Source organism: Fodinicola acaciae, assembly GCF_010993745.1.
GTDB lineage: Bacteria > Actinomycetota > Actinomycetes > Mycobacteriales > HKI-0501 > Fodinicola > Fodinicola acaciae.
The window spans coordinates 241,117-262,581 of the sequence record NZ_WOTN01000002.1; the positions used below are offsets into that span (position 1 = coordinate 241,117).

General features: G+C 69.1%; 17 protein-coding genes. 10 read left to right on the top strand and 7 right to left on the bottom strand.

Annotated features, from left to right (window positions below):
- Positions 1-79 precede the first annotated feature (79 nt).
- On the top strand, positions 80-526 hold the full coding sequence (locus GNX95_RS16380; RefSeq protein WP_163508282.1) for a MarR family winged helix-turn-helix transcriptional regulator: 447 nt from the start codon (positions 80-82) through the stop codon (positions 524-526).
- Here the strand turns inward: GNX95_RS16380 and GNX95_RS16385 are convergent.
- Positions 483-1,637 (bottom strand): pyridoxal phosphate-dependent aminotransferase, encoded by a 1,155-nt coding sequence (locus GNX95_RS16385; RefSeq protein ID WP_163508283.1) that lies wholly within the window; start codon positions 1,635-1,637, stop codon positions 483-485. The two genes, GNX95_RS16380 and GNX95_RS16385, sit on opposite strands and share 44 nt — an antisense overlap.
- A gap of 73 nt (positions 1,638-1,710) precedes the next feature.
- Complete coding sequence (locus tag GNX95_RS16390) at positions 1,711-2,214, bottom strand: VOC family protein (protein ID WP_163508284.1); 504 nt, start codon at positions 2,212-2,214, stop codon at positions 1,711-1,713.
- 105 nt (positions 2,215-2,319) lie between these two features.
- On the opposite strand from GNX95_RS16390, the gene GNX95_RS16395 reads away from it, so the two are divergent.
- Together GNX95_RS16395 and GNX95_RS16400 are read left to right on the top strand one after the other, a co-directional pair.
- Positions 2,320-3,081 carry an alpha/beta fold hydrolase gene (locus GNX95_RS16395; protein WP_163508285.1) on the top strand — a complete coding sequence of 254 codons (762 nt, stop codon included), beginning with the start codon at positions 2,320-2,322 and terminating at the stop codon, positions 3,079-3,081.
- A 9-nt stretch (positions 3,082-3,090) separates the two neighbouring features.
- Positions 3,091-4,404 carry a hypothetical protein gene (locus GNX95_RS16400; protein ID WP_163508286.1) on the top strand — a complete coding sequence of 438 codons (1,314 nt, stop codon included), beginning with the start codon at positions 3,091-3,093 and terminating at the stop codon, positions 4,402-4,404.
- A 68-nt stretch (positions 4,405-4,472) separates the two neighbouring features.
- On the opposite strand, the gene GNX95_RS16405 is transcribed toward GNX95_RS16400, so the two are convergent.
- A complete protein-coding gene (locus GNX95_RS16405; RefSeq protein ID WP_163508287.1) occupies positions 4,473-5,240 on the bottom strand; it encodes a trans-aconitate 2-methyltransferase in 768 nt (255 codons plus the stop codon).
- Between the two features lie 171 nt (positions 5,241-5,411).
- On the opposite strand from GNX95_RS16405, the gene GNX95_RS16410 reads away from it, so the two are divergent.
- From GNX95_RS16410 to GNX95_RS16435, 6 genes are all read left to right on the top strand, one after another.
- The gene (locus tag GNX95_RS16410) at positions 5,412-6,212 is read left to right on the top strand and encodes a redox-sensing transcriptional repressor Rex (protein ID WP_163508288.1); all 801 of its coding nucleotides are present in this window, start codon (positions 5,412-5,414) and stop codon (positions 6,210-6,212) included.
- Positions 6,209-7,540: a glutamyl-tRNA reductase gene (locus GNX95_RS16415; protein WP_163508289.1), complete on the top strand. Its 1,332-nt coding sequence runs from the start codon at positions 6,209-6,211 to the stop codon at positions 7,538-7,540. The genes GNX95_RS16410 and GNX95_RS16415 overlap by 4 nt, the downstream gene beginning before the upstream one ends.
- On the top strand, positions 7,537-8,511 hold the full coding sequence (gene hemC, locus GNX95_RS16420) for a hydroxymethylbilane synthase (protein ID WP_222853706.1): 975 nt from the start codon (positions 7,537-7,539) through the stop codon (positions 8,509-8,511). The genes GNX95_RS16415 and hemC overlap by 4 nt, the downstream gene beginning before the upstream one ends.
- 2 nt (positions 8,512-8,513) lie before the next feature.
- Positions 8,514-10,085 (top strand): bifunctional uroporphyrinogen-III C-methyltransferase/uroporphyrinogen-III synthase, encoded by a 1,572-nt coding sequence (locus tag GNX95_RS16425; protein ID WP_163508290.1) that lies wholly within the window; start codon positions 8,514-8,516, stop codon positions 10,083-10,085.
- Between the two features lie 96 nt (positions 10,086-10,181).
- Complete coding sequence (hemB, locus tag GNX95_RS16430; protein ID WP_425483900.1) at positions 10,182-11,147, top strand: porphobilinogen synthase; 966 nt, start codon at positions 10,182-10,184, stop codon at positions 11,145-11,147.
- Positions 11,148-11,334: 187 nt separating this feature from the next.
- On the top strand, positions 11,335-13,284 hold the full coding sequence (locus tag GNX95_RS16435) for an NPCBM/NEW2 domain-containing protein (protein WP_163508292.1): 1,950 nt from the start codon (positions 11,335-11,337) through the stop codon (positions 13,282-13,284).
- A gap of 148 nt (positions 13,285-13,432) precedes the next feature.
- On the opposite strand, the gene GNX95_RS16440 is transcribed toward GNX95_RS16435, so the two are convergent.
- The 4 genes from GNX95_RS16440 to GNX95_RS16455 form a co-directional block, all read right to left on the bottom strand.
- A complete protein-coding gene (locus GNX95_RS16440) occupies positions 13,433-14,491 on the bottom strand; it encodes a lytic transglycosylase domain-containing protein (RefSeq protein WP_163508293.1) in 1,059 nt (352 codons plus the stop codon).
- Positions 14,492-14,584: 93 nt separating this feature from the next.
- Complete coding sequence (locus GNX95_RS16445; RefSeq protein ID WP_163508294.1) at positions 14,585-15,151, bottom strand: LOG family protein; 567 nt, start codon at positions 15,149-15,151, stop codon at positions 14,585-14,587.
- A 7-nt stretch (positions 15,152-15,158) separates the two neighbouring features.
- Positions 15,159-16,352 carry a hypothetical protein gene (locus GNX95_RS16450; RefSeq protein WP_163508295.1) on the bottom strand — a complete coding sequence of 398 codons (1,194 nt, stop codon included), beginning with the start codon at positions 16,350-16,352 and terminating at the stop codon, positions 15,159-15,161.
- A gap of 442 nt (positions 16,353-16,794) precedes the next feature.
- Positions 16,795-17,976 carry a hypothetical protein gene (locus GNX95_RS16455; protein WP_163508296.1) on the bottom strand — a complete coding sequence of 394 codons (1,182 nt, stop codon included), beginning with the start codon at positions 17,974-17,976 and terminating at the stop codon, positions 16,795-16,797.
- A gap of 242 nt (positions 17,977-18,218) precedes the next feature.
- On the opposite strand from GNX95_RS16455, the gene GNX95_RS16460 reads away from it, so the two are divergent.
- Positions 18,219-21,458 carry an AfsR/SARP family transcriptional regulator gene (locus tag GNX95_RS16460; protein ID WP_163508297.1) on the top strand — a complete coding sequence of 1,080 codons (3,240 nt, stop codon included), beginning with the start codon at positions 18,219-18,221 and terminating at the stop codon, positions 21,456-21,458.
- Positions 21,459-21,465: the final 7 nt, after the last annotated feature.

The window sequence follows — 21,465 nt, forward strand, 5'->3', positions numbered from 1 at the left end:
CGCGCACCCTAAGACAGGCCGGCCGGGAGGGGTCCTGGATCTTAGCCTCGATCCGTGGATCGAGGCTTAGCATCGACTGGTGGACGAGACGACGCAGCTCGCCGCCGCGCTGGTCGGCCTGTCGCACCAGGTGCTGCGGCTGTTCGCCGAGGTCGGCCGGCGCAACCGGCTGAGCCAGCAGCAGGTCGAGATGATCTGTGCCGTCATCGTCCGGGAAAAGGTCGGCATGTCCGAGCTGGCCAAGATCCTGCACCTGGAGAAGTCCGGCCTCAGCAACCTGGTCGACCGGGCCGAGCAGCGCGGTCTGGTCATACGGACGAGGGATCCGGACGACCGGCGGGTCACCTGGGTCGAGCTGACCGACGAGGGCCGCGCGCTGGCGGCCGACACGCACGCCGAGGTCACCGCGCGGATGGCCGAGCTGGTGGCGAAAGTCGCGCCGCGGGACCAGAAACGGCTGACCGCCGTCATCCAGGAGATGCTCAGGCCGGCAGCCAGTGGCCGAGCCGGCGCAGCGCCTCGGTGATGTCGGCCTGCGCGCCGGCGAAGGAAATGCGGACGTACGCACTGCCGCGGGCCACGTCGAAGTCGATGCCGGGAGCCACCGCGACACCGGTCTCGGCAAGGAGTTTTTGGCTCCACAGCATCGAATCGTCGGTCAGGTGGCTGACATCGGCGTACGCGTAGAACGCGCCGTCGGCCGGTGCGAGCCGGTCGATGCCGAGCTTTGCCAGGCCATCCAACAAAATCCCGCGGTTGCGCGCGTACGACCGGACAAAGCCGTCGGCCTCCGCGTAACTGTCCGGCTCGAAGGCGGCAACGGCCGCCAGCTGTGGCAGTGTTGGCGGGCAGATCGCGAAGTTTCCGGCCAGCCGGTCGACCGGCCGGCGCAGCCGCTCCGGCATCAGCAGCCAGCCGAGCCGCCAGCCGGTCATCGAGAAATACTTGGAAAACGAGTTGACCACGACCGCCTCGCGCGAGCTCTGCCAGGCGCAGCTGGTGTCCGGGCCGGCGTAGCTGAGACCGTGGTAGATCTCGTCGCTGATCAGCTGTACGCCGTTTTCCGCGCACCAGAAGGAAAGCGCGGCCAGCTCGGCCGGGTCCAGCACGGTGCCGGTCGGATTGGCCGGCGACGCCACGATCAGGCCGGCGAGGTCCAGGCCGGCCAGCATCTCGACGGTCGGCGCAAACCTGGTCTCCGGACCGCACGGCAGGTCGACGACCTCGCAGCCGAGCGCGGTCAGGATGTTGCGATAGCAGGGATATCCGGGGCTGGCCAGCGCGACCCGGTCTCCGACATCGAAACATGCCAGGAATGCCAGCAGAAATCCGCCAGACGAGCCGGTCGTGACGACCACGTCGGCGGGGTCGACGGCGATGCCGTACGTGCGGTCGTAATGGCCTGCGATCGCCTCGCGTAGCTGCGGGATGCCGAGCGTCACGGTGTAGCCGAGGACGTGGTCGTCCAGTGCTCGGTGTGCCGCGGCGCGTACCGGCGCGACCGCCGGCGTCGACGGCTGGCCGGCGGAGAGGTTGACCAGGTCGCCGTGCGTACGCTGCCGGTCGGCGGCGGCCAGCCACACGTCCATCACGTAGAACGGCGGAATCCCGGCCCGCCGCGCCGCCTCTCGATGCATCCCCCCACCGTACGAGCTCCCCCCGCCATCGACGACGCGATCGGAATCCGATTGCGTCGTCGGATGATCGGGGTCAGGCGGGGATGGAGACTCCGATGCCGCCGCGCGTCTGGGCGCCGTAGCGTTCGATCTCGGCGTCCAGGTCGAGTGGCAGCGTGGCGCTCGCCTCGGTCAGCTCCGGCGTCAGCAGCGCCGCCGGCACCAGCCACGACACCTCGAACTCGATGCCGTTGGGGTCCTTGGCATAGAGCGCCTTGGTGGTCAGGTGGTCGCTCTGCCCGACCAGCGCACCGGCCTCGACCAGTCGCTCGCGGATCCGGCGCAGCTCGGCGAGCGTGTCGACCTCCCAGGCGAGGTGATAGAGGCCGACCGAGCCGGGAGCCGGCGACGGAGCGTCCGCGCCGACCGCGAACAGGCCGAGGTCGTGGTCGTTGGTCGAACCGGCGGCCTGCAGGAAGGCGGCCCGGCCGGGCATCGTGTGCACCGCGCGGAATCCGAGTACGTCCTGGTAGAAGGCGACGCTGCCGGCGAAGTCGCGGACGTAGAGGACGGCGTGGTTGAGTCGCTGGATCGGCATGGCGGGCATCTCCTGATAGTTGAATCTTCAACTAAGAGGATACGTCGTGACGACCCTCGACGACACCCACCGATGAGTTCGGCCGACCTGATACGTAGGAGAGGCATGGCCAACCACGTGGAGCTGCCAGGCGTACGCGCCTGGTACGACGACTTCGGCACCGGCGACCCGCTGGTCATGTTGCACGGCGGCATGACCGACAGCGGGTGCTTCGCGCACTGCACCAAACGACTCGCCGAGCACTTCCACCTCTACACACCGGACCGCCGCGCACACGGGCGTACGCCGGACGTCGACGGTCCGCTGACCGCGGACGTACTGGTCCAGGACACCGTCGACTTCATCGAGCGGCTCACCGGCCCGACCGACCTGCTCGGCTATTCGGCCGGCGGCCTGATCGCGCTGATGACCGCGCTCGCCCGGCCTGACCTGGTGCGCAGGCTGGTGCTGGTCAGCGGCTTCTACAACAGCGAGGCGATGCCGGCCGGGATGGGGCCGGACGAAAACGCCGAGCCGCCGGAGATGATCGCGCGGCTGTACGCGGAGGTGTCGCCGGATGGCGCTGACCACTTTCCGGTGGTGTGGCGCAAGGTGCAGCGGGCGATGCGCTCCGGGCCGGAGGCGACGATCGACGACCTGAAGACGATCGCCAGCCGTACGCTCCTTGTCGCCGCCGACGACGACATCGTGCGACTCGACCACACGCGCGAGATGTACGCGAACATTCCACGGGCCGAGCTGGCGATCGTCCCCGGCACCTCACACGTGCTGCTGGAGGAAAAGCCGGATCTGTGCACGACGCTGATCCTCGACTTTCTGCTGCACGATCCGGTTCAGACGTACATGCCGATCCAACGCGCTCGCTAGATTGGCCAGGTGGTCAATGACGACGACTCGGGGAAGTGGCGTGCGTACGCCGAGACGGGGCTGATCCTGGTCGGGCTGGTCGGGCTCGGCTTCCTGATGCCGCACAACGTGCTCGGCGACGCGCTCGCGCGCTACAAGGCACTCGACCAGTTCATCCACACCGGCGTGCTGAATGACGACCCGCATCCGATCATCGGTCACCTGTTCTCACTGCCTGCGTATCTGCTCAACAACCCCAAACCGGTGGTGGAGCAATACAACCTGGTGCTCTTCGCGGTCGCGCTCGGCTGGACGTACTGGCTGCTGCGCGACCGCGTCGACCCGGCGCTGACCAGGCGGTTCTTCCTGGTGTTGATCGTCGGCTCGATGTTTCCGGCACACCTGAGCCAGTACAACAGCGAGCCGCTGACCGCGCTTGCCGTCGGCGTCGGCCTGATGGCCGTCGCGATGCGAGCGCACGGCGGCTGGACGGCGATCGCGATCGGCGTCGCCAACACGCCCGCGGCGCTCGGCGGCTTGGCGCTGGTCGTGCTGCGCAAGATCTGGCAGGACCGGCGGCTGCGGTACGTGCTCGTCGGCGTCGCGGCGGTCGCGCTGATCGCGTTGGAAAACTGGGTCCGGCGCGGCAGTCCGCTCGACTCCGGCTACAACGGCCTGGCCGGCTTCAAAACCGTGATGCCGTACTCCGGCCTGCCCGGCTTCAGCTATCCGTTCCTGTTCGGACTGCTGTCGATCATGCTGTCCTTCGGCAAGGGACTGGTGTTCTTCGCGCCGGGGATCCTGCTGCCGGTGCGGTCGCTGCTGCGCAGGGCCGGCCTGTGGGACGCGTACGCGCTGTGGCTGCTGTTCCTCGCCGGCCTGGTGATCGCGTACGCGAAATGGTGGTCGTGGAACGGCGGCTTCACCTGGGGCCCGCGGTTCTTCCTGTTCGCCGCGATCCCGGCCTCCCTCGCCGTCGCCGCGCTGCTGTGGCGGCCGTCGGAGCGGCTGTGGCTCAACCTGTTCGCGCTGGTGGTGTGGGGCCTGTCGACGTGGGTCGGCATCTGCGCCGCCGTCTACTTCGACGCGCGCGACCTGACCGTGTGCAAGTCCCACAACTTCCAGCTCGAGGTGCTGTGCAACTACACGCCGGACTTCAGCGTGCTGTGGTATCCGCTGGTCCGGCACCTGCCGGCGCACTGGTACGGGGCGCTCTGGATCCTGTTCTCGGCGATCGTCTTCGCCTACCTGGCGATGCCCCTGATCGCGCGTACGTTGTCGCAGCTCAACGCCGCGCTCGCTCGCCTCATCCACTCCGCCCGCTCCACCCGCTGGCGCTTCTAGGACAGGCCCGAGGTTCGCATGGCCACCATGCGCGCGTCTGATGCACGCATGGTGGCCATGCGGCCATGTCAGCGGTGCGCGACGACGAAGACGCGGCGAAACGGCAGCAGCGTACGACCGTCGACCACCGGATACGCCTCGGCCAGCCGCGGCTCCAGCGCGGCCACGAAGGCGGCGTAGTCCGACGGCGACAGCGCTTGCCGCGCCGGACGCAGAGCCGTGCCGCTCATCCACCTCAACACCGGATGCTCGCCCTCGACGGCCGGCAGTACGTGCAGATACGTCGTCTCCCAGGCGTCGACCACGCACCCCAGGTCCATCAGCCGCGTGGCGTACGCGGAAGGAGTGTCGACGGCGCCACTGCCGCGCAGCCCGGTCAGCTGTCCAGACCATGGACCGGAAGCGGCCACCTCGTGCATGAGTACGTGCGACGGCGAGTCGAAGTTGCCCGGCACCTGGAAGGCCAGCCACGCGTCGGCGTTGAGCAGCGGGATCCACTCCGACAGCAGCTCGCGATGTGTAGGGACCCACTGCAAAGTGGCGTTGGAGATGACGACGTCGACGTCAGAAGAAGGCTTCCACTCCTCGACCGCGCCCACCGAGAACGACACGTCGCCCGGCGACTCGAGCGCGCGCGAGATCATCTCCGGTGACGAGTCGATGCCGACGATCCGCGCCGACGGCCAGCGAGCGGCAAGGGTGACGGTCTGGTCGCCGGGTCCGCACCCGAGGTCGACGACCGTACGCGGCGCGGCGGCTCCGATCCGTGCGACCAGGTCATGGAACGGTCGCGACCGCTCGTCGGCGAACTTCAGATACGTGCCTGGATCCCACATCCCGCTCTCCCAAGACGTACGTACGGTTTGCAACAACCATAGCAAGTGAGACCAGACACCAAAAGGACCACCTTTGACCGGCGACTTTGTTCCTACGTTCACAAGCGGTTACCGTTGACACGTCCACCGGCGGATCACCTGCTCCGGTGGGGTTACCGCACGTGAGAAACGGTGGAGAAGACGTTGTCCGACCTGCAGCCGACGGTACGACCCGACGGTCGGCTACCCGACGCCACGGTCGCCAGGCTCCCGGTCTACCTCCGCGCGCTGCACACGCTCGCCGAGAGCGGCTCGGAGACGGTCAGCTCCGAGGAGCTGGCCCAGCTGACCGGCGTCGGCTCGGCGAAGCTGCGCAAGGACCTCTCGCATCTGGGCTCGTTCGGCACCCGCGGCGTCGGCTACGAGGTCCGGATGCTTATCGAGCTCATCTCGACGACCCTCGGACTCAACCGTTCCTGGCCGGTGGCACTGGTCGGCATCGGTAACCTTGGCCACGCACTCGCCGGGTACGCGGGATTCGCGTCACGGGGCTTCCGGATCGCAGCGCTGCTGGACGCCGATCCGGCGACCGTCGGCGAGGTGGTGGAGGGCTTGACCGTGCGGCACGTGGACGAGCTGCCAGAGGTGGTCACCGAGCACCAGGTGTCGATCGGCGTGATCACCGTGCCGCCGACCGCCGCCCAGCAGGTCGCCGACCGGCTGGTGGCGGCCGGTGTACGCAGCATCCTCAACTTCGCACCGTGCGTGCTGCAGGTGCCCGACGGGGTCGAGGTGCGCAAGGTGGATCTGGCCATCGAGCTGCAGATCCTGTCCTTCCACGAGCACCGGCGGCTGGAAGCGGCCAAGCAGCCGGCGGACAATCAGAGCAAGAACGGCGTGTTGCCGTCGAGCCTGAAGCCGAGCAATCTCAAGCGGCGCGCCCTGCGCCGGTTTCCCGGCAAGGGCGTCAACGAAGAGGTGATCGGCGGATGAGCATCCTGGTGGTCGGCCTGTCCCACCACACCGCGAGCGTCGCTCTGCTGGAGAAAGCGGTGGCCGGCACGGCCGACCGTCCGGCGTTGACCAGGGACCTGCTGGCCGGCCCGAACGTCGGCGAGGTCGTCGTCCTTTCCACCTGCAACCGCGTCGAGCTCTACGCCACGGTCGCGACCTTCCACGGCGGCCTGCACGACGTCAGTACGGTGCTGGCCGGCCGACTCGGCGTCGACATCGGCGACCTGGCGCAGTCGTTGTACGTGCACTACGCCGACGACGCCGTGCAGCACCTGTTCGAGGTCGCCGGCGGCCTGGACTCGATGGTGGTCGGCGAGAGCCAGATCCTCGGCCAGCTGCGCGGCGCGTACAACGCGGCCGCCGAGCTCGGCGCGCCGGGCCGGCTGCTGCACGAGCTGATGCAACAGGCACTGCGGGTCGGCAAGCGCGTACACACCGAGACCGGCATCGACCGCGCCGGCCAGTCGGTGGTCAGCCTCGCGCTGCAGGTCGGCTCGGCCGCGACCAGGCCGGTCGCCGGTGCGTCCGCGCTGGTCATCGGCGCTGGCTCGATGGGCGCGCTGGTCGCCGCCACGCTGCTGCGCTCCGGGGTCGAGTCGCTGACGCTGGCCAACCGGTCCGGCATCCGGGCCGCGCGGCTCGCGCGCACGCTGGAAACCCCGGTCGACGTCGTACGGTTCGACGACCTGCCGCGGGCACTGCGTAGGGCCGACATCGTGGTCACCGCGACCGCGTCGACCGCGACCGTGCTCACCGTCGAGACGCTCGGCGACGCGCGTCCGCAGCTGGTCATCGACCTGGCGGTGCCGCGTGACGTCGACCCCGCGGTCGGCGAGCTCGACGGCGTACACCTGGTCGACATCGCCTCGCTCGGCGATCAGGCGCACAGCGACGCGGTCGCCGTGCAGGCGGAGGTGACGGCGGCAAACGCGATCGTCGCCGAGGAGGTCGCGGCTTTCCTGGCCTGGCAACGGTCGGTCGACGTGACACCGACGGTCGCCGCGCTGCGGGCGCGTGCCGACGAGGTCGTGGCCTCCGAGCTCGGCCGGCTGTCGTCGCGGCTGCCGGACCTCGATGACCACAGTCGGTCAGAGGTCGAGCGGACGGTACGCCGCGTGGTCGCCACGCTGCTGCACGTGCCGACCGTACGGGTGAAGGAACTGGCCAGCTCGCCGAACGGCCAGGCGTACGCCTCCGCACTGCGCGAGCTCTTCGGCCTGGACACGGCGGCGGCCGCGGCTCCGGCGGTGTTCTCCGCCAACGAGGCGGTCGCGCCGGTGGTCACGACAACGGATGGTGAGGCATGACCCCTGGAGACACGTCTCTAGGTCAGCAGACGATGATCGGCACGGTGAGACTGGGGACGCGCGCCAGCAAACTGGCGCTGGCGCAGTCCGGCACCGTCGCCGACGCACTCGACCGGTGTCCAGGCTGCACGGTCGAGATCGTGCACGTCACGACGCACGGCGACACCTCACACGCACCGATCGCCGAGCTCGGCAGCACCGGTGTCTTCACGTCCGCTCTGCGCGAAGCGTTGCTGTCCGGCGACATCGACATCGCCGTGCACTCGTACAAGGACCTGCCGACCGCGCCGGCGCCGGGGATTTCCCTTGCCGCGGTGCCAAAACGCGAGAACCCGGCGGACGTGCTGGTGGCCCGCGACGGCCTCACGCTGGCGACGCTGCCGCCCGGTGCGCGGGTCGGCACCGGCGCGCCGCGGCGCGTGTCGCAACTGCGAGCCTTCCGCGCGGATTTGGAAATCGTGCCAATTCGCGGAAACATTGACACCCGGATGGGAAAGGTCACGGGTGGAGAGCTGGATGCGGTGGTCATCGCGTACGCGGGGGTGTCCCGGCTGGGACGGCTCGCCGACGTCACGGAGGTCATCGCCGACGACATCGTGCTGCCGGCCCCGGCGCAGGGTGCGCTCGCGGTGGAATGCCGCACCGAGGGTCCGCTCGCGGACATGCTCACGATCCTCGACGATCCGAACTCCCGCGCGGCGGTGGCCGCCGAGCGCGCGGTGCTGGCCGAGGTCGACCTCGCGACCTCGGTCTGGTGCGACTCGACCGTGGCCGCGCACGCGGTCCCGGCGGTTGGCGAAGACGGCGAGGTGACGCTGGCGCTCACCGCCAGCGTGACCGCGACCGACGGGTCGGACGCCATCCGGATGTCCGCCACTGGAAACGTACGTGACGCCGACGGCCTCGGCCGGCGCCTTGCCGCCGCGCTGCTGGACGCCGGTGCTGCCGAACTGATGGAGAAGAGAACCTAAAGATGTCCCGGAAAACCACCGGCCAGATCACCTTCGTCGGGGCTGGGCCCGGCGACCCCGGCCTGCTCACGCAGCGCGCGTACGCGGCGCTGGAAAAGGCCGAGCACCTGGTGCACGACAACGGCATACCGAAGGTGATCCTGCAGCTGCTGACCGCGAAGGCTCCCGAGGGCCTGGAGATCAGCGTCGCCGAGGGTGCCTCCGGTGACGTGGCCAAGGTGCTGCTCTCCGGTGCGCGGTCCGGCCGCTCGGTCGTACGCCTCGTCTCCGGCGACCCGTTCTCCTCCGACTCGGTCGTGAAGGAGGCGCAGGCGGTCGCGCGCACCAACGTGCCTTTCGAGGTCGTGCCGGGCATCAGCCACGCCGGCGGGGTGTCCACGTACGCCGGCACGCCGGTCGGCGGCCTGCACGCCGAGGTCGACGCGCGCGACATCCTGAGCGTGGACTTCGGCCAGGTCGCCGGGCTTCCCGGCACCGTGGTGATCACCGCCAACGCCGCCGACCTGCCGGCGCTGCGCGACGGCCTGCTGGCCGCCGGCGTCGCGCCGGACGCGCCGCTTTGCGTGACCGGTGACGGCACCGGCGACACCCAGTCGTCCTCGGTGTCCACATTGGACGGTCTGGTGGACGCGGCGGTCGGTCTCTACGACACCGTCGTGGTCACCATCGGCGCGAACGTACCGCTGCGCGAAAAGCTGTCGTGGTGGGAGTCGCGGCCGTTGTACGGCTGGAAAGTCCTCGTGCCGCGGACCAAGGAGCAGGCCGGCGCGATGAGCGCGCGGCTGCACGCGTACGGCGCGATCACCACCGAGGTGCCGACCATCGCGGTCGAGCCGCCGCGTACGCCGGCGCAGATGGAACGCGCCATCAAGGGCCTGGTGACCGGCCGCTACGAGTGGGTCGTCTTCACCTCCACCAACGCGGTCAAGGCGATCCGGGAGAAGTTCACCGAGTTTGGCCTGGACGCGCGTGCCTTCGCCGGTGTGAAGATCGCCTGCGTCGGGGACGCGACGGCCGACGCCGTGCGTGCCTTCGGCATCGAGCCGGAGATGACGCCGAGCGGCGAGCAGTCGTCGGAGGGCCTGCTGGCCGACTTTCCGCCGTACGACTCGGTTCTCGACCCGATCGACCGGATTTTGCTGCCACGCGCCGACATCGCGACCGAGACGCTGGCCGCCGGGCTGATCGAGCGCGGCTGGGAGGTCGACGACGTGACCGCCTACCGGACCGTGCGGGCGGCGCCGCCGCCGGCCGAGATCCGCGACGCGATCAAGTCCGGCGGGTTCGACGCGGTGCTGTTCACCTCGTCCTCCACCGTGCGGAACCTGGTCGGTATCGCCGGCAAACCGCATGCGCGTACTGTCGTGTCGTGCATCGGTCCGAAGACGGCCGAGACCGCTGGCGAGCTGGGGCTGCGCGTGGACGTGCAGCCGGAGGTCGCCAACGTGCCGGAGCTGGTCGCGGCGCTGGCCACGTATGCCGTGGAACTGCGGGAAAAGATGGCCAACAACCCGGTCAAGCCGCGGCGCGGAGCGAAGGTCCAGGGGCCCAGCGCGGGCCGGGCGGCCCGTTAGCTGTCTCAAAGGAGAGCGGTGGAAATGGCACGACGACATGCATCGAGTGGTTTCGACGTAGCTGATCTGCCGCTCCCGCTGGGTGGTTTTCCAGCGGTGCGGCCGCGCAGGCTGCGCACGTCCGCGCCGCTGCGGCGGATCGTCGCGGAGACGCACGTACGGCCGGAAAACCTGATCCTGCCGATGTTCGTGAAGGACGGCGTGCCGGAGCCGGTGCCGATCGCCTCGATGCCCGGCGTCGTCCAGCACACGCTGGAGTCGCTGCGCAAAGCCGCCACCGAAGCGGTCGAGGCCGGCGTCGGCGCCATCATGCTTTATGGCATTCCCACGCCGGAGTCGAAGGACGCGACCGGCTCGGTCGGCATCGATCCGGACGGCATTCTCAACGCCGCTCTGCTGGAGCTGCGCGCCGAGGTCGGCGACTCGACCGTACTGATGAGCGACCTGTGCCTGGACGAGTTCACCGACCACGGTCACTGCGGTGTGCTGGCCGAGGACGGCACGGTCGACAACGACGCGACGCTGGCCCGTTACGCCGAGATGGCGGTCGCGCAGGCTGAGGCCGGTGCGCAGTTCGTCGGCCCGAGCGGGATGATGGACGGCCAGGTCGGCGCCGTACGCGTGGCGTTGGACCGGGCCGGTCACCAGGACGTCGGGATTCTGGCTTACTCGGCCAAATACGCGTCCGCGTTCTTCGGGCCGTTCCGTGAGGCCATCGAGTCGTCCTTGGAAGGCGACCGGAAGACCTACCAGCAGGATCCGGCCAACGCGATCGAGGCGCTGCGCGAGGTGGAGCTCGACATCGCCGAGGGCGCCGACATCGTGATGATCAAGCCCGGCCTGCCGTATCTGGACATCATCCGGCGGGTCGCCGACCACGTGAACGTGCCGGTGGCGGCCTATCACGTCTCCGGTGAGTACGCGATGGCCGAGGCGGCGATCGCCAACGGCTGGCTCGACCGCGACCGGGTGATCACCGAGACGCTCACGTCGATCCGCCGCGCCGGCGCCGGCATCATCCTCACCTACTGGGCCACCGAAGCCGCGCGCCTTTTCGCCTAGGGCCTGTCTCCATATTCCGCGGGGCGATAGCTTGGCCGCATGGCCACCATGCTTGCGTCCGACGCAAGCATGGTGGCCATGCGGCCAAAGCTGTGAGTGGCCTGTGCTGGCCAGCCGCGACCGGCGAGTTTCCTGTTGCCGGCAAGTAAAATCCTGCGCACCGACATCGCCCGACAAGGGGATACGTATGCGCAGGTTGGCGACCATATCAGCGCTCGTCCTGGTCTTCGCGCTGACGCCGGCCACGGCGTACGCCGACGAGCCGGTGCAGCTGGCGAAGACTCCGCCGATGGGGTGGAACAGCTGGAACAAGTTTGGCTGCGAGGTCAGCGACAAGCTGGTCAGCGAGACCGCGGACGCGATGGTGGCCAGCGGCATGGCCAAGGCCGGCTATCGGTATGTCAACATCGACGACTGCTGGATGACCCACGAGCGCAACGCGGCCGGTGAGCTCGTACCGGATCCGGTGAAGTTTCCGCGCGGCATCAAGGGTCTGGCCGACTACGTGCACAGCAAGGGCCTCAAGCTCGGCATCTACTCGTCCGCCGGCACGCTGACCTGCGCCGGCTATCCGGCGAGCCTCGACCACGAGCAGACCGACGCGAACAGCTGGGCCGCGTGGGGTGTCGACTATCTGAAATACGACAACTGCAACAACCAAGGCCGTCCGGCGATCGAGCGCTACACGGCGATGGCGAAGGCGCTGCGCAACACCGGCCGGCCGATCGTGTTGAGCCTGTGCGAGTGGGGACAGAACAAGCCGTGGCTGTGGGGCGAGAGCGCCGGCGGCCAGCTGTGGCGTACGACCGGCGACATCACCGACTCGTTTTCCAGCGTGCTCGGCATTCTCGACCAGCAGGTCGGTCTGGAGGCGTACTCGCATCCGAACGCCTGGAACGACCCCGACATGCTGGAGGTCGGCAACGGCGGCATGACCGAAGCGGAATATCGCGCGCATTTCAGCCTGTGGGCCCTGCTCAACGCTCCGCTGCTGGCCGGCAACGATCTTCGTACGATGTCGGAGGCGACCAGGAAGATCCTGCTCAACCGGGACGTGATCGCGGTCGACCAGGACTGGGGTGGCCGGCAGGGCGCGCTGGTCAGCGGCAACGGCCAGACGCAGATCTGGGCCAAGCCGATGTCCGACGGCTCGGCCGCGGTCGTGCTGCTCAATCGGAGTCCGATTGCGGCGATGGCCGCCACCACGACCGCCGCGATCGGCCTGCCGGACGCCGGCTCCTATCGCGTACGCGATCTGTGGACCGGCAGGGAATATCAGGCCGACGCGATGATCCGGGCGTCGTTGCCGGTGCACGGCGCCGCGATGTTCCGGATCTGGCCGGGCTCCGGCCGTACGCTGTCGCCGCTGTCCACACTGTCGGTCGGCCTGGACGAGGTGGTGGAGAAGGACCGGCCGTTCCAGGCGCTGGCGACCCTCTACAACGACGGCTCCACGCCGCTGCTCGTGCCGTCGATGACCGCCACCGCGCCGGCCGGCTGGAAGGTCGACGGTGCGGCGACGGTGCGTACGCGCAAGGTCGAGCCGCACCAGTCGTGGACCGCGACCTGGAAGCTGGCGCCGACCGGCGGTGGTGGCGACAAGGTCGAGGTCGGGGTTTCCGCGCGTTATGTGACGATCCGCGGCCAGCAGCAGGCCTCGCAGACGGTCTCCGCGGTGGTAGCGCAGCCGCCGCCGGCCGGTCAGGTGCAGGCCTCCAGCCTGCCGTTCATCTCCACCGGTAACGGCTGGGGACCGGTCGAGCGCAACACCAGCAACGGTGAGAACCAGCCCGGCGACGGCAATCCGATGAGCATCGACGGCGTCAAGTTCGCCACCGGCATCGGCGCACACGCGCCGTCGACCGTACGCATCTATCTCGGCGGCCACTGCACGTCCTTCAGCGCGACGGTCGGCGTGGACGACGAGACGCACGGCAACGGCTCGGTCGGCTTCTCCGTCGTCGGTGACGACAGGACGCTGGCCCAGAGCCCGGTGTTCCGCGGCAACCAGGCCGGCGGTCAGCTGACCGCCGACGTGACCGGCGTACGCATCGTCGACCTGCGGGTCAACGACGGCGGCGACGGCAACACCTGGGACCACGCCGACTGGGGCGCCGCCACCCTCACCTGCAACTGACCGCCACACGTCTTCGCGGCGGGCGCTGGTCCACGTCGAAACTGTCGGTCGCCGCCGGAAGAATTGATTCGGGGGGTTCCACGGGCCCCCGGGGGGACGAAGGTCCCCTGAAATCAGTCTTCCAGGGGGCACCGACAGTTTTGGCGTGTCAGCTGGCCAGGCTCTGTCGCGCGTACGTGTCGGCGTACTTGTAGACGTTGGCGACGTAGGTGTTGACCCGGTTGTACGCGTAAACGGCCGCACCCCAGTCGGTGCCGTTGCGCAGGTTGCGGCCGTTGGCGCAGAGCAGCTTGGCGGAGGCCAGCGCCGCGTCGTTGATGTTGAACGGGTCGGCCTTCCCGTCGCCGTTGGCGTCGCTGGCGTAAATCTTCCACGTGCTCGGGATGAACTGCATCGGCCCGACCGCGCGGTCATACTGCGTGTCGCCGTCCAGTTGGCCGTTGTCGGTGTCGCGGATCGAGGTGAGCCGGATGCCGAGGATCGGCGGTGTGCTGGTGCCGTCGGCGTTGAGCACCGAGCCTTTCTCCTGGCCGTGGTCGGACTCGGCCCGGCCGATGCCGGCCAGCAGCGTCCAGGAGATGTTGCAGTTGGGGGTCGCGGCGTTCTGCGCGACCTGTGCGTACGCGTAGGCCTGCAGCGCGACGACCGGGATGTTCAGCTTTGGCGACAGTCTCTGGGCCCACACGGCATACATGGCGGGGCCGGCCTGGACGTTCGGCTGCACCGGCGCACCGGACGCGGTCGCGGACGGCGCCGGGGTCGGACTGACGAACGGATCCGGTGCCGACGGTGCCGCCGGCGTGCTCTGGCTCGGCGCCGGCACGACCTGCAGCGCCGCGTTGCGCGCGCGCACCTGCGGCACGAGCAGGAAGGAGACACCGGCGATGATCAGCGCGATGCCGAGATAGCCGAGTGCGCGGAACGCCAGCGCGCGGTGCGCGCGCCGCTTGCCGTCGCGTACCTCCGACAGCCGCGGCTTGCGCGGCAGCGCCGGCATCACCCACGACTCCTCCGGCACCACCGGCACCGACTTCCTGCTCTTCGGTGCGGTCACCTTCGGCCGCTTCCTGGTGACGACGGCCGGCTCGACCTTGGTCGGCGCATCCGAATCCGGCCGCTTGACCAGGTCGACCGTGGGAGTGTCGTCCCCCTGCGTCGGCGCAGGCGTCTTGCGGCGTGAGCTGAACAGCTGGAGCGGCGGCGTCATTACGTCCCAGTATGCCTGCCGGAGCGGTCTGTGCGACCCCCGGTCACAGGATCAGAGTCCTTATGGTCAGGATGTCGTGGTCCCAACGGCTACTCAGCGGACTATCGGTTTCACACTAGGTGGTGTGTACGCGGCAAACCTCGCCAAAAGCGCGTCGAGGTCGTTTTCGATGAAAAGCATGTCGCGGTGCCGCTGCCGGAGAAACCGCTCGGTCACCATGTTGTCCAGGAACACGCGCAGCGGCTGGTAGTAGCCGGCGACGTCGAGCAGCGCGACCGGCTTGCCGTGCAGGCCGATCTGCGCCCAGGTCCACACCTCGAAGGTCTCCTCGAGCGTGCCGGCGCCGCCGGGCAGCGCGATGAAACCGTCGGCCAGCTCGGCCATCCTGGCCTTGCGCTGATGCATGTCGGCCACCACGATCTGCCGCGTCAGGCCCTGGTGGGGCACCTCCTGGCTGAAGATCGCCTCCGGGATGACGCCGATGACCGTGCCACCGGCGGCCAGCGCCGCGTCGGCCAGCTGACCCATCGTGCCGACCGCGGCGCCGCCGTACACCAGCTCGATGCCGCGCTCGGCGAGGCCTCGTCCCAGCTCACGCGCGGCCGACGCGTACACGTCGTCGCGGCCGAGCTGCGACCCGCAGAACACACACAACCGCATGCTTCCCCTAACTCAGCTCGAGGCCCGGAGCCGCGATGAACTGGCCGTCGTCGGTGACGATGATCGCGGCGTCGCCGGCAGCCTTCGGATAGTCGGCGGCGAACTCGTCCAGCAGTTCGTCGAGGTCCTCGGCGAGCGCGTCGAGAGCCGCGGCCGGCAGCTTGGCGGCCGTCCACGCCGTCCACGCGCGCATCGCCTCCGGCACGGCGGCCCGATAGCGCTCGGGCAGCGCGTAGACGCGAGGCAGGTGGTCGAGCAGGTACGCGGCGAACTTGGCTGGGCTCGGCCGGGTCGGCCGCTGCGCGTCGCTCATCCATCCGTACTCGGCCAACAGCTGGACGATGAGCCGCGCCGCCGCCGGATCGGTCAGCTCCGGCTCGGACTCCATGAAGGTGTCGACGATGTCGCCGATCGTCACCTCGTTGAGTGGCTCCGGCTCGACCGGCCGTGCGTCGGCCATGCCGATGGCGCGGCAGCGCGCGTACAGCAGCGGTGCGTACGCCGCCGCGGGTCGTTCGTCGTCCTCTTCTTCTTCGTCCTGCTCGATCATCGCCATCGGCATCGCGCTTCGTACGATCTCCAGTCCGCTGGCCAGCGGCACCTCGGCCATCGCGCTGAGCGGGTCGGCGTCGACCTCGTGCTGGAACTCGGTGGCCAGCTCGTCCACATAGTCGACGATGCCGATGCCCTCCAGCGCGCCGTTGAGGAGCGTGGTGTCGACCAGCGCGTGGATGGCGTGGCGCTGCCCGTCGCGCGCGAACTCGGCGATGACCGTCACGGTGTCGCCGTACGCGTCGCTGATCGTCCAGCACCGGCCGCCCTCGACCCGGTCGATCCGGTCGAGCCAGGCCGGCTCCGGCACGCCGGCCGCCGCCACCTTCTCGGCCGCCTCCATCGCCGCCTGCCGCACGTCCGGCGTCATGCCGATGGTCTGCAACGCACGCAGCATCGTCAGCGCCCCGCGACTCGTACGTCGGCCGGCGAAGTCGACCACTTTCAGGAACGCGGTGTCGTCCGGCCGCATCTCCTCGTCCACCTGCGCGCCAGCGCTCAGGTGGTCGGACGCGAGCATCTCCGCCAACAACGGATCATCGGCCGCCACCCCCTCGAACTCACGAATGACCGCCGAATACGCCTGAGCCGCACTCGGCCGCTTGTCGCGGCGCTTGGACTTCTTCTTACGGCCCTTGCTCATTGGCATACCCCGATCGTCCCAGCGCCCCCCGACAGTCCAACGCCGGCCCTACGCACCCCAACTACCCGCTACACCCCGAAACTGTCGTACCCCCTTGCCAATCTGGGCCCCCACCCAGATCGGGTGGGGGGTGGGTTCGCGTTGGAAACTTAGATGAGTTGGAAGTTGATCTTGCTCGCCCACCTCATGCGCCTCCTCGGTCGCTATGGTCCCTCTGGTCATCTCGGTCACACGAGGCCATGCACGCAAGGGGTCCCTGCGTGCGCTGGACGCACGCAAGGGGTCCATGCGGGCATCAGCGAACCCGACGAAAGCCGCATTTAGCGCTCCACAGCGCCAGACCAAGATCAACTTCTATGTTTGCAACCTCTCAACCCACCCCCCACCCGGAATGGGTGGGGGAAACATAACGGCACAGGTACGACAGTTTCGCGGTGTAGCGGGTAGGTCAGAGGTCGAACAGCGGCGTGTCGTCGGGGATCGCCGGTTCGGCTGTACGGGCCTGCGACCCCGGTGCGTGACCCGAACGGGAGCCGCGTGAGTTCTTGTAGCGTGCCGGAAACTGCTCCAGCGTCTCCTCGAGACCGGTCGCGAGTACGCCGCGGGCCGCGGCTGAGAGCCGCATCTGGCCGGCGACCCAGGCGCACCAAGCACGCATGGCGTCCGGCAGCGCGGCGACCGCCTCGGGTGTCAGCTTGACCTCGTTCGGCACGTACTCCAGCAGAAACCGCTCGAACAGCGACGGGCTCACGCGGCACATCCGCTGCGCGTCGTAGGTCCAGCCAAAGGACACCAGCTCGCCGGCCAGGGCCCTCGCGACCGGCTGTTTGCCCGGCAGCGTGCCGAGAAACTCCGCGACGATCCGGTCGGCCTCCTCCGGCAGCGCCGGCTCGTCGTCGCTGACCTGGGTGAAGGCCAGGCCGAGCGAGCGGCATCTGGCATAGACCAGCGCGAAATACGTCGCCGCTGGGTCGTCGTCATCGCCAGGGCCGCCGCCATAGAGATCGACGGCGTTGGGGATGCCGTCGCGCAGCAGCCGCATCGCGGTCGACATCGAGATCGTCTCGAAGCGGTAGAGCTCGTCCTCCTCCGCCTCGGCCTTCATCGTGGCCAGCGCGGCCTCAAGGTCGTCGGTCACGCCGACCTGTTGGCTGATGCCGTACGGAAAACCCGGCTCGACGAACCCGGAGACGGCATGCGTCTCATCGCCGCGGCTGAACTGCGCGAGCACCAGCATGCCGTCGCCGAACACGTCGGACAGCTGCCAGCACCGGCCCGGCTCCGGGTCGGTGGCGACCCAGGCCGGCTCGCGTACGCCGTCGGCGGCGATCGTCTCGGCGACCTTGCCGGCGGTCGTACGCACCTGGTCGCTGATCGCCACGGCGGCGATGGCGCGCAGGAAGCACAGCCCCCACCGGTCGGCCTTGCTCGCCGCGTACTCGATCATCGGCAGCAGTCCGGAGTCGTCGACGCCGTACGGCTCGACCGGTGTCAGCTCGGTGCTGATCAGGCTGGACGCCATGGTCTCGGCGGCCAGCGCGTCCGGGTTGTCGATGAGTTCGCCGAAGGTCTCCAGGATGCTGGCGAAATAGTCGGTCTTCTTCTTGCGACCGCGGCTGGCTGCGCTCATGCTCAACGATGGTGCCAGCGCGCCTGGGACGGCCGGAGCCGGGCCCTAGCCGGGCCTTCAGCCGAGCGAAACGCCGTCAACCATCGAAATCCCCGCTTTCTGGATGAGCCAGACTCGCCGATTCTGCCAACGATCGCTCCAGATTCTCTAAAACCGCAGCTCACTGCTGAGCAATTTGCTTGGGTCCGGACCGAATGAGCCCGGATTTGTCTAGGATGGAGTCGCTGCGAGGGGGCGGGGCGGTGCTGGACGCGACGACGACTGGGCAGGATGCGGAGCGGCGGACAGGCAAGGCGGTCCGGCTCTGTGTGCTCGGTCCGGTGCGCGCGTGGCACCTCGCCGACGGCATCGAGGTCGAGGTCGCGCTCGGCGGTCCCAAGCAGCGCGCCGTGCTGGCGGTGCTGGCGCTGGCCGGCGGCCGGTCGGTGTCCCGCGACGCGATCATCGACTTCGTCTGGGGCGACGCGCCGCCGCCGCGGGTGTCCGCGACCGTGCAGACCTACGTCGCCAACCTCCGCCAGGCACTGGAGCCGGGCCGTACGACCAGCAAGAAGACCCGCACGCAGAGCCGCCTGCTGCTGTCCAGGGGCGGCGGCTATCAGCTGAGCGCCGACCAGGTCGCGATCGACCTGCTGCGGTTTCGCGAGCTGGTGACCGCCGCGTACGGTGCGCGGCAGGCCGGCGACCTGCGCCAGGCCGCCGCGATGCTGACCGAGGCGATCGGCCTGCGGACCGGGCCGTTCCTGGACGACCTCGGCGGCGCCCTCCGGCTGCATCCGAGCGTGGCCGCGATCGAGCAGGAATATCTCGGCACCGCGGTCGACTGCGCCGACGTGCAGCTGCAGGCCGGCGCCGCCGACGACGTGCTCGGCTGGCTGCCGGCGCTGGCCGCCGCCGAGCCGCTGAGCGAGTCGCTGCAGATGCGGCTGATGACCACGTACGCGGTGACCGGTCAGCCGGGTCGCGCGATGGAGATCTTCGAGCGGACCCGCCGGCAGCTGGCCGAGGAGTTCGGCATCGGCCCCAGCCGCGAGCTGCGGGAGGCGCACCTGGCGCTGCTGCAGGCCGACGAGGAGCTGGCCAACCAGCGCGAGACCGTCGACCTCACCGAGCTGATGCCGATCCGCCGCTGGCTCGGCCGGCCGCCCGACCAGCGCGCGCTGGTCGGCCGCGACGGCGCGCTTCCCGAGCTCGTCCAGCTCGTGCGAAACAACCGGGTCGTCACGCTGGTCGGTCCAGGCGGCGCCGGAAAAACCGCGCTGGGTCTGGCCACCGCGCAACAGATGCTCGACAGCGACCTCGGCGTGGTGGCCGACGGCGTCGTCGTGGTCGAGTGCGGCCGGCTGCCGGCCGAGCCGGACCGCGCCGACGAGGGTTCCGGACTGGTCGCCGAGGCGCTGCGATCGACCATCCAGGCACGGCCAAATGGCCGCGAGTCGGCCATCGGCGCCGTCGTACGTACGCTGCAGGGCCAGCGCCGGCTCATCGTGCTCGACAACGCCGAGCACGTACGCGCCAGTTGCAACCGGCTGGCCGATCAGCTCGTACGCGCGTGTCCGTCACTGCGGATCGTGGTCACCTCGCGGCGCCAGCTGGGCTGGCCGCTGGAGACGGTTTACGAGGTGCCGCCGCTGGAGTTGCCGCCGGAGGGGGAGACGCGCGGCGCGGTTTTGCTTGCCAGCCCTGCCGTACAGCTGTTCGTCGACCTCGCTCACCGGGTACGCCGTGGCATCGACACCGACAGCCAACTGCCGGTCATCGCGCGGATTTGCCGGCACGTCGAAGGCCTGCCGCTGGCGATCGAGCTGGCCACCGCCCGGCTGCGGGCGATGTCGATCGCGGATTTGGCTGAGCGGCTGGAAAACAGTGCGTCGGTGATCGCCGCGGCCTCGGATCATCGGCTGCCGCACCAACGCGCGTTGAAGGCGACCTACGAATGGAGCGCACAGCTTCTGCCGCCGGCCGAACGCCGGCTTTTGGCGCGGCTGGCGGTTTTCCCGACCGCTTTCGACCTGCCGGCGGCCGAGCAGGTGTGCGGTCACGACGGCATCGATCCGCTGGATATCCCTACGCTGCTGGCGAATCTCGTCGACAACTCGATGATCCAGGCCGTCGACGAGGGCGGACATGTACGCTATCGCCTGCTCATCCCGATCCGCGAGTTCGCCGCCGACGGCACCGACGAGTCCGATCTCGACGCCACACGCCGCCGTCACCTCGACTGGTGTTTCGGTCAGATGACCAATATCGGCGAGGTGAACGACCCGCATCGCGCGGCGCAGATCGCCGTTGTACGTGCGCACATCGACGATCTTTATTCGGCCCTGGAATGGGCACTGGAGTCGACCGACGAACACATGACGACCAACGCCGCCGAGCTGTTGGCCGCCGCACGGCCGGTTTTCGATTTCGACTTCGGTAATCTGCAGACGGCGCGTGACTTCACCCAGCGGACACTGCAGCGATGGGACGTGCTGTCGGCGGCCAGCCACGGGCGGCTGCGGCACTGGGCCGGCCGGCTGGCTTATCTGCAGGGACGGCCGCTGGAGGCACGGTCCCACCTGGAAACCGCTCTCCGACTGTTGACAGGAAAATCCGAGGACGACTTCCGGCGACGCTCGGACATCTGTGTCGGCATAGCGTCCTGCCGTTTCCTGACCGCCGACCGGCAGTGTCTCGGGATCATCGAGGAAAGTCTGAAACACGCCGAGGCGACCGGCGACAAGGTGCTTTTCGCGCGTCGGCTGACCAACGCCGGCAGCATGTTCACCCATTGGGGCCGGCTCGACCGCGCACTCGCGCTGTTGGAACGAGCTGCCGCGATGGCGGACTCGCATCCCAACGTCGGCTATCTGAACAGCTACCGGTTGGCCAATTTCCACCTGATGAACGGCGATCCACGGCGATCGCTGCTGGAGTCCGCACCACTGGTCTCGGATCCGGGCGCGTTGCCACCGAGCGTCGTCATCGAGGCGTACGCCTATCGCGGCTGGGCTCAGGCTCGGCTCGGCGACTACGACTCGGCGCGCGCGGATCTGCGCCGGAGCCTGGAACTCGGACACGACCGGCCGATCGACCGCACATACATCCACCTCGCGACGGCCGATCTGGAGCGGTTGGCCGGCAATGTCCCGCACGCGGTCAAACACCTGCGCAAAAGCATGCTGACCTCGCTGGCGTTCGGTGACCTGCGGACGGCGATCCTCGCGGTGTTCGTCGGCGCCGAGCTCAGTCTCACCATCGATCCGCGACGTGCCGACACGCTCGCCGGATTCGCGTTGGCCTGCCGAGAGGTGACCGGCCTGCCGGCGTGGCCGCTCACCGAGGAACACTTCGCCGTTTTCGAGAAGTCGGCCGGCGCCACGGCGGCTTCGGCGCCAGCGGCCGGTGAACGGGCTGAGATCGTGAGTCAGATCGCCGAGTCGTGCCAGGCCGTGTTAGCCGAGTGGAGTCGATGGTGGCCCACCTCAGGGAGCCACTGACCGATCC

What these genes read in the sequence shown, in the direction of transcription:
- GNX95_RS16385 (WP_163508283.1), bottom strand. Translation starts at nt 1,637, where the DNA reads ATGCATCGAGAGGCGGCGCGGCGGGCCGGGATTCCGCCGTTCTACGTG.
- GNX95_RS16390 (WP_163508284.1), bottom strand. Translation starts at nt 2,214, where the DNA reads ATGCCGATCCAGCGACTCAACCACGCCGTCCTCTACGTCCGCGACTTC.
- GNX95_RS16395 (WP_163508285.1), top strand. Translation starts at nt 2,320, where the DNA reads ATGGCCAACCACGTGGAGCTGCCAGGCGTACGCGCCTGGTACGACGAC.
- GNX95_RS16405 (WP_163508287.1), bottom strand. Translation starts at nt 5,240, where the DNA reads ATGTGGGATCCAGGCACGTATCTGAAGTTCGCCGACGAGCGGTCGCGA.
- GNX95_RS16415 (WP_163508289.1), top strand. Translation starts at nt 6,209, where the DNA reads ATGAGCATCCTGGTGGTCGGCCTGTCCCACCACACCGCGAGCGTCGCT.
- hemC (WP_222853706.1), top strand. Translation starts at nt 7,537, where the DNA reads ATGACCCCTGGAGACACGTCTCTAGGTCAGCAGACGATGATCGGCACG.
- GNX95_RS16425 (WP_163508290.1), top strand. Translation starts at nt 8,514, where the DNA reads ATGTCCCGGAAAACCACCGGCCAGATCACCTTCGTCGGGGCTGGGCCC.
- GNX95_RS16435 (WP_163508292.1), top strand. Translation starts at nt 11,335, where the DNA reads ATGCGCAGGTTGGCGACCATATCAGCGCTCGTCCTGGTCTTCGCGCTG.
- GNX95_RS16440 (WP_163508293.1), bottom strand. Translation starts at nt 14,491, where the DNA reads ATGACGCCGCCGCTCCAGCTGTTCAGCTCACGCCGCAAGACGCCTGCG.
- GNX95_RS16445 (WP_163508294.1), bottom strand. Translation starts at nt 15,151, where the DNA reads ATGCGGTTGTGTGTGTTCTGCGGGTCGCAGCTCGGCCGCGACGACGTG.
- GNX95_RS16450 (WP_163508295.1), bottom strand. Translation starts at nt 16,352, where the DNA reads ATGCCAATGAGCAAGGGCCGTAAGAAGAAGTCCAAGCGCCGCGACAAG.
- GNX95_RS16455 (WP_163508296.1), bottom strand. Translation starts at nt 17,976, where the DNA reads ATGAGCGCAGCCAGCCGCGGTCGCAAGAAGAAGACCGACTATTTCGCC.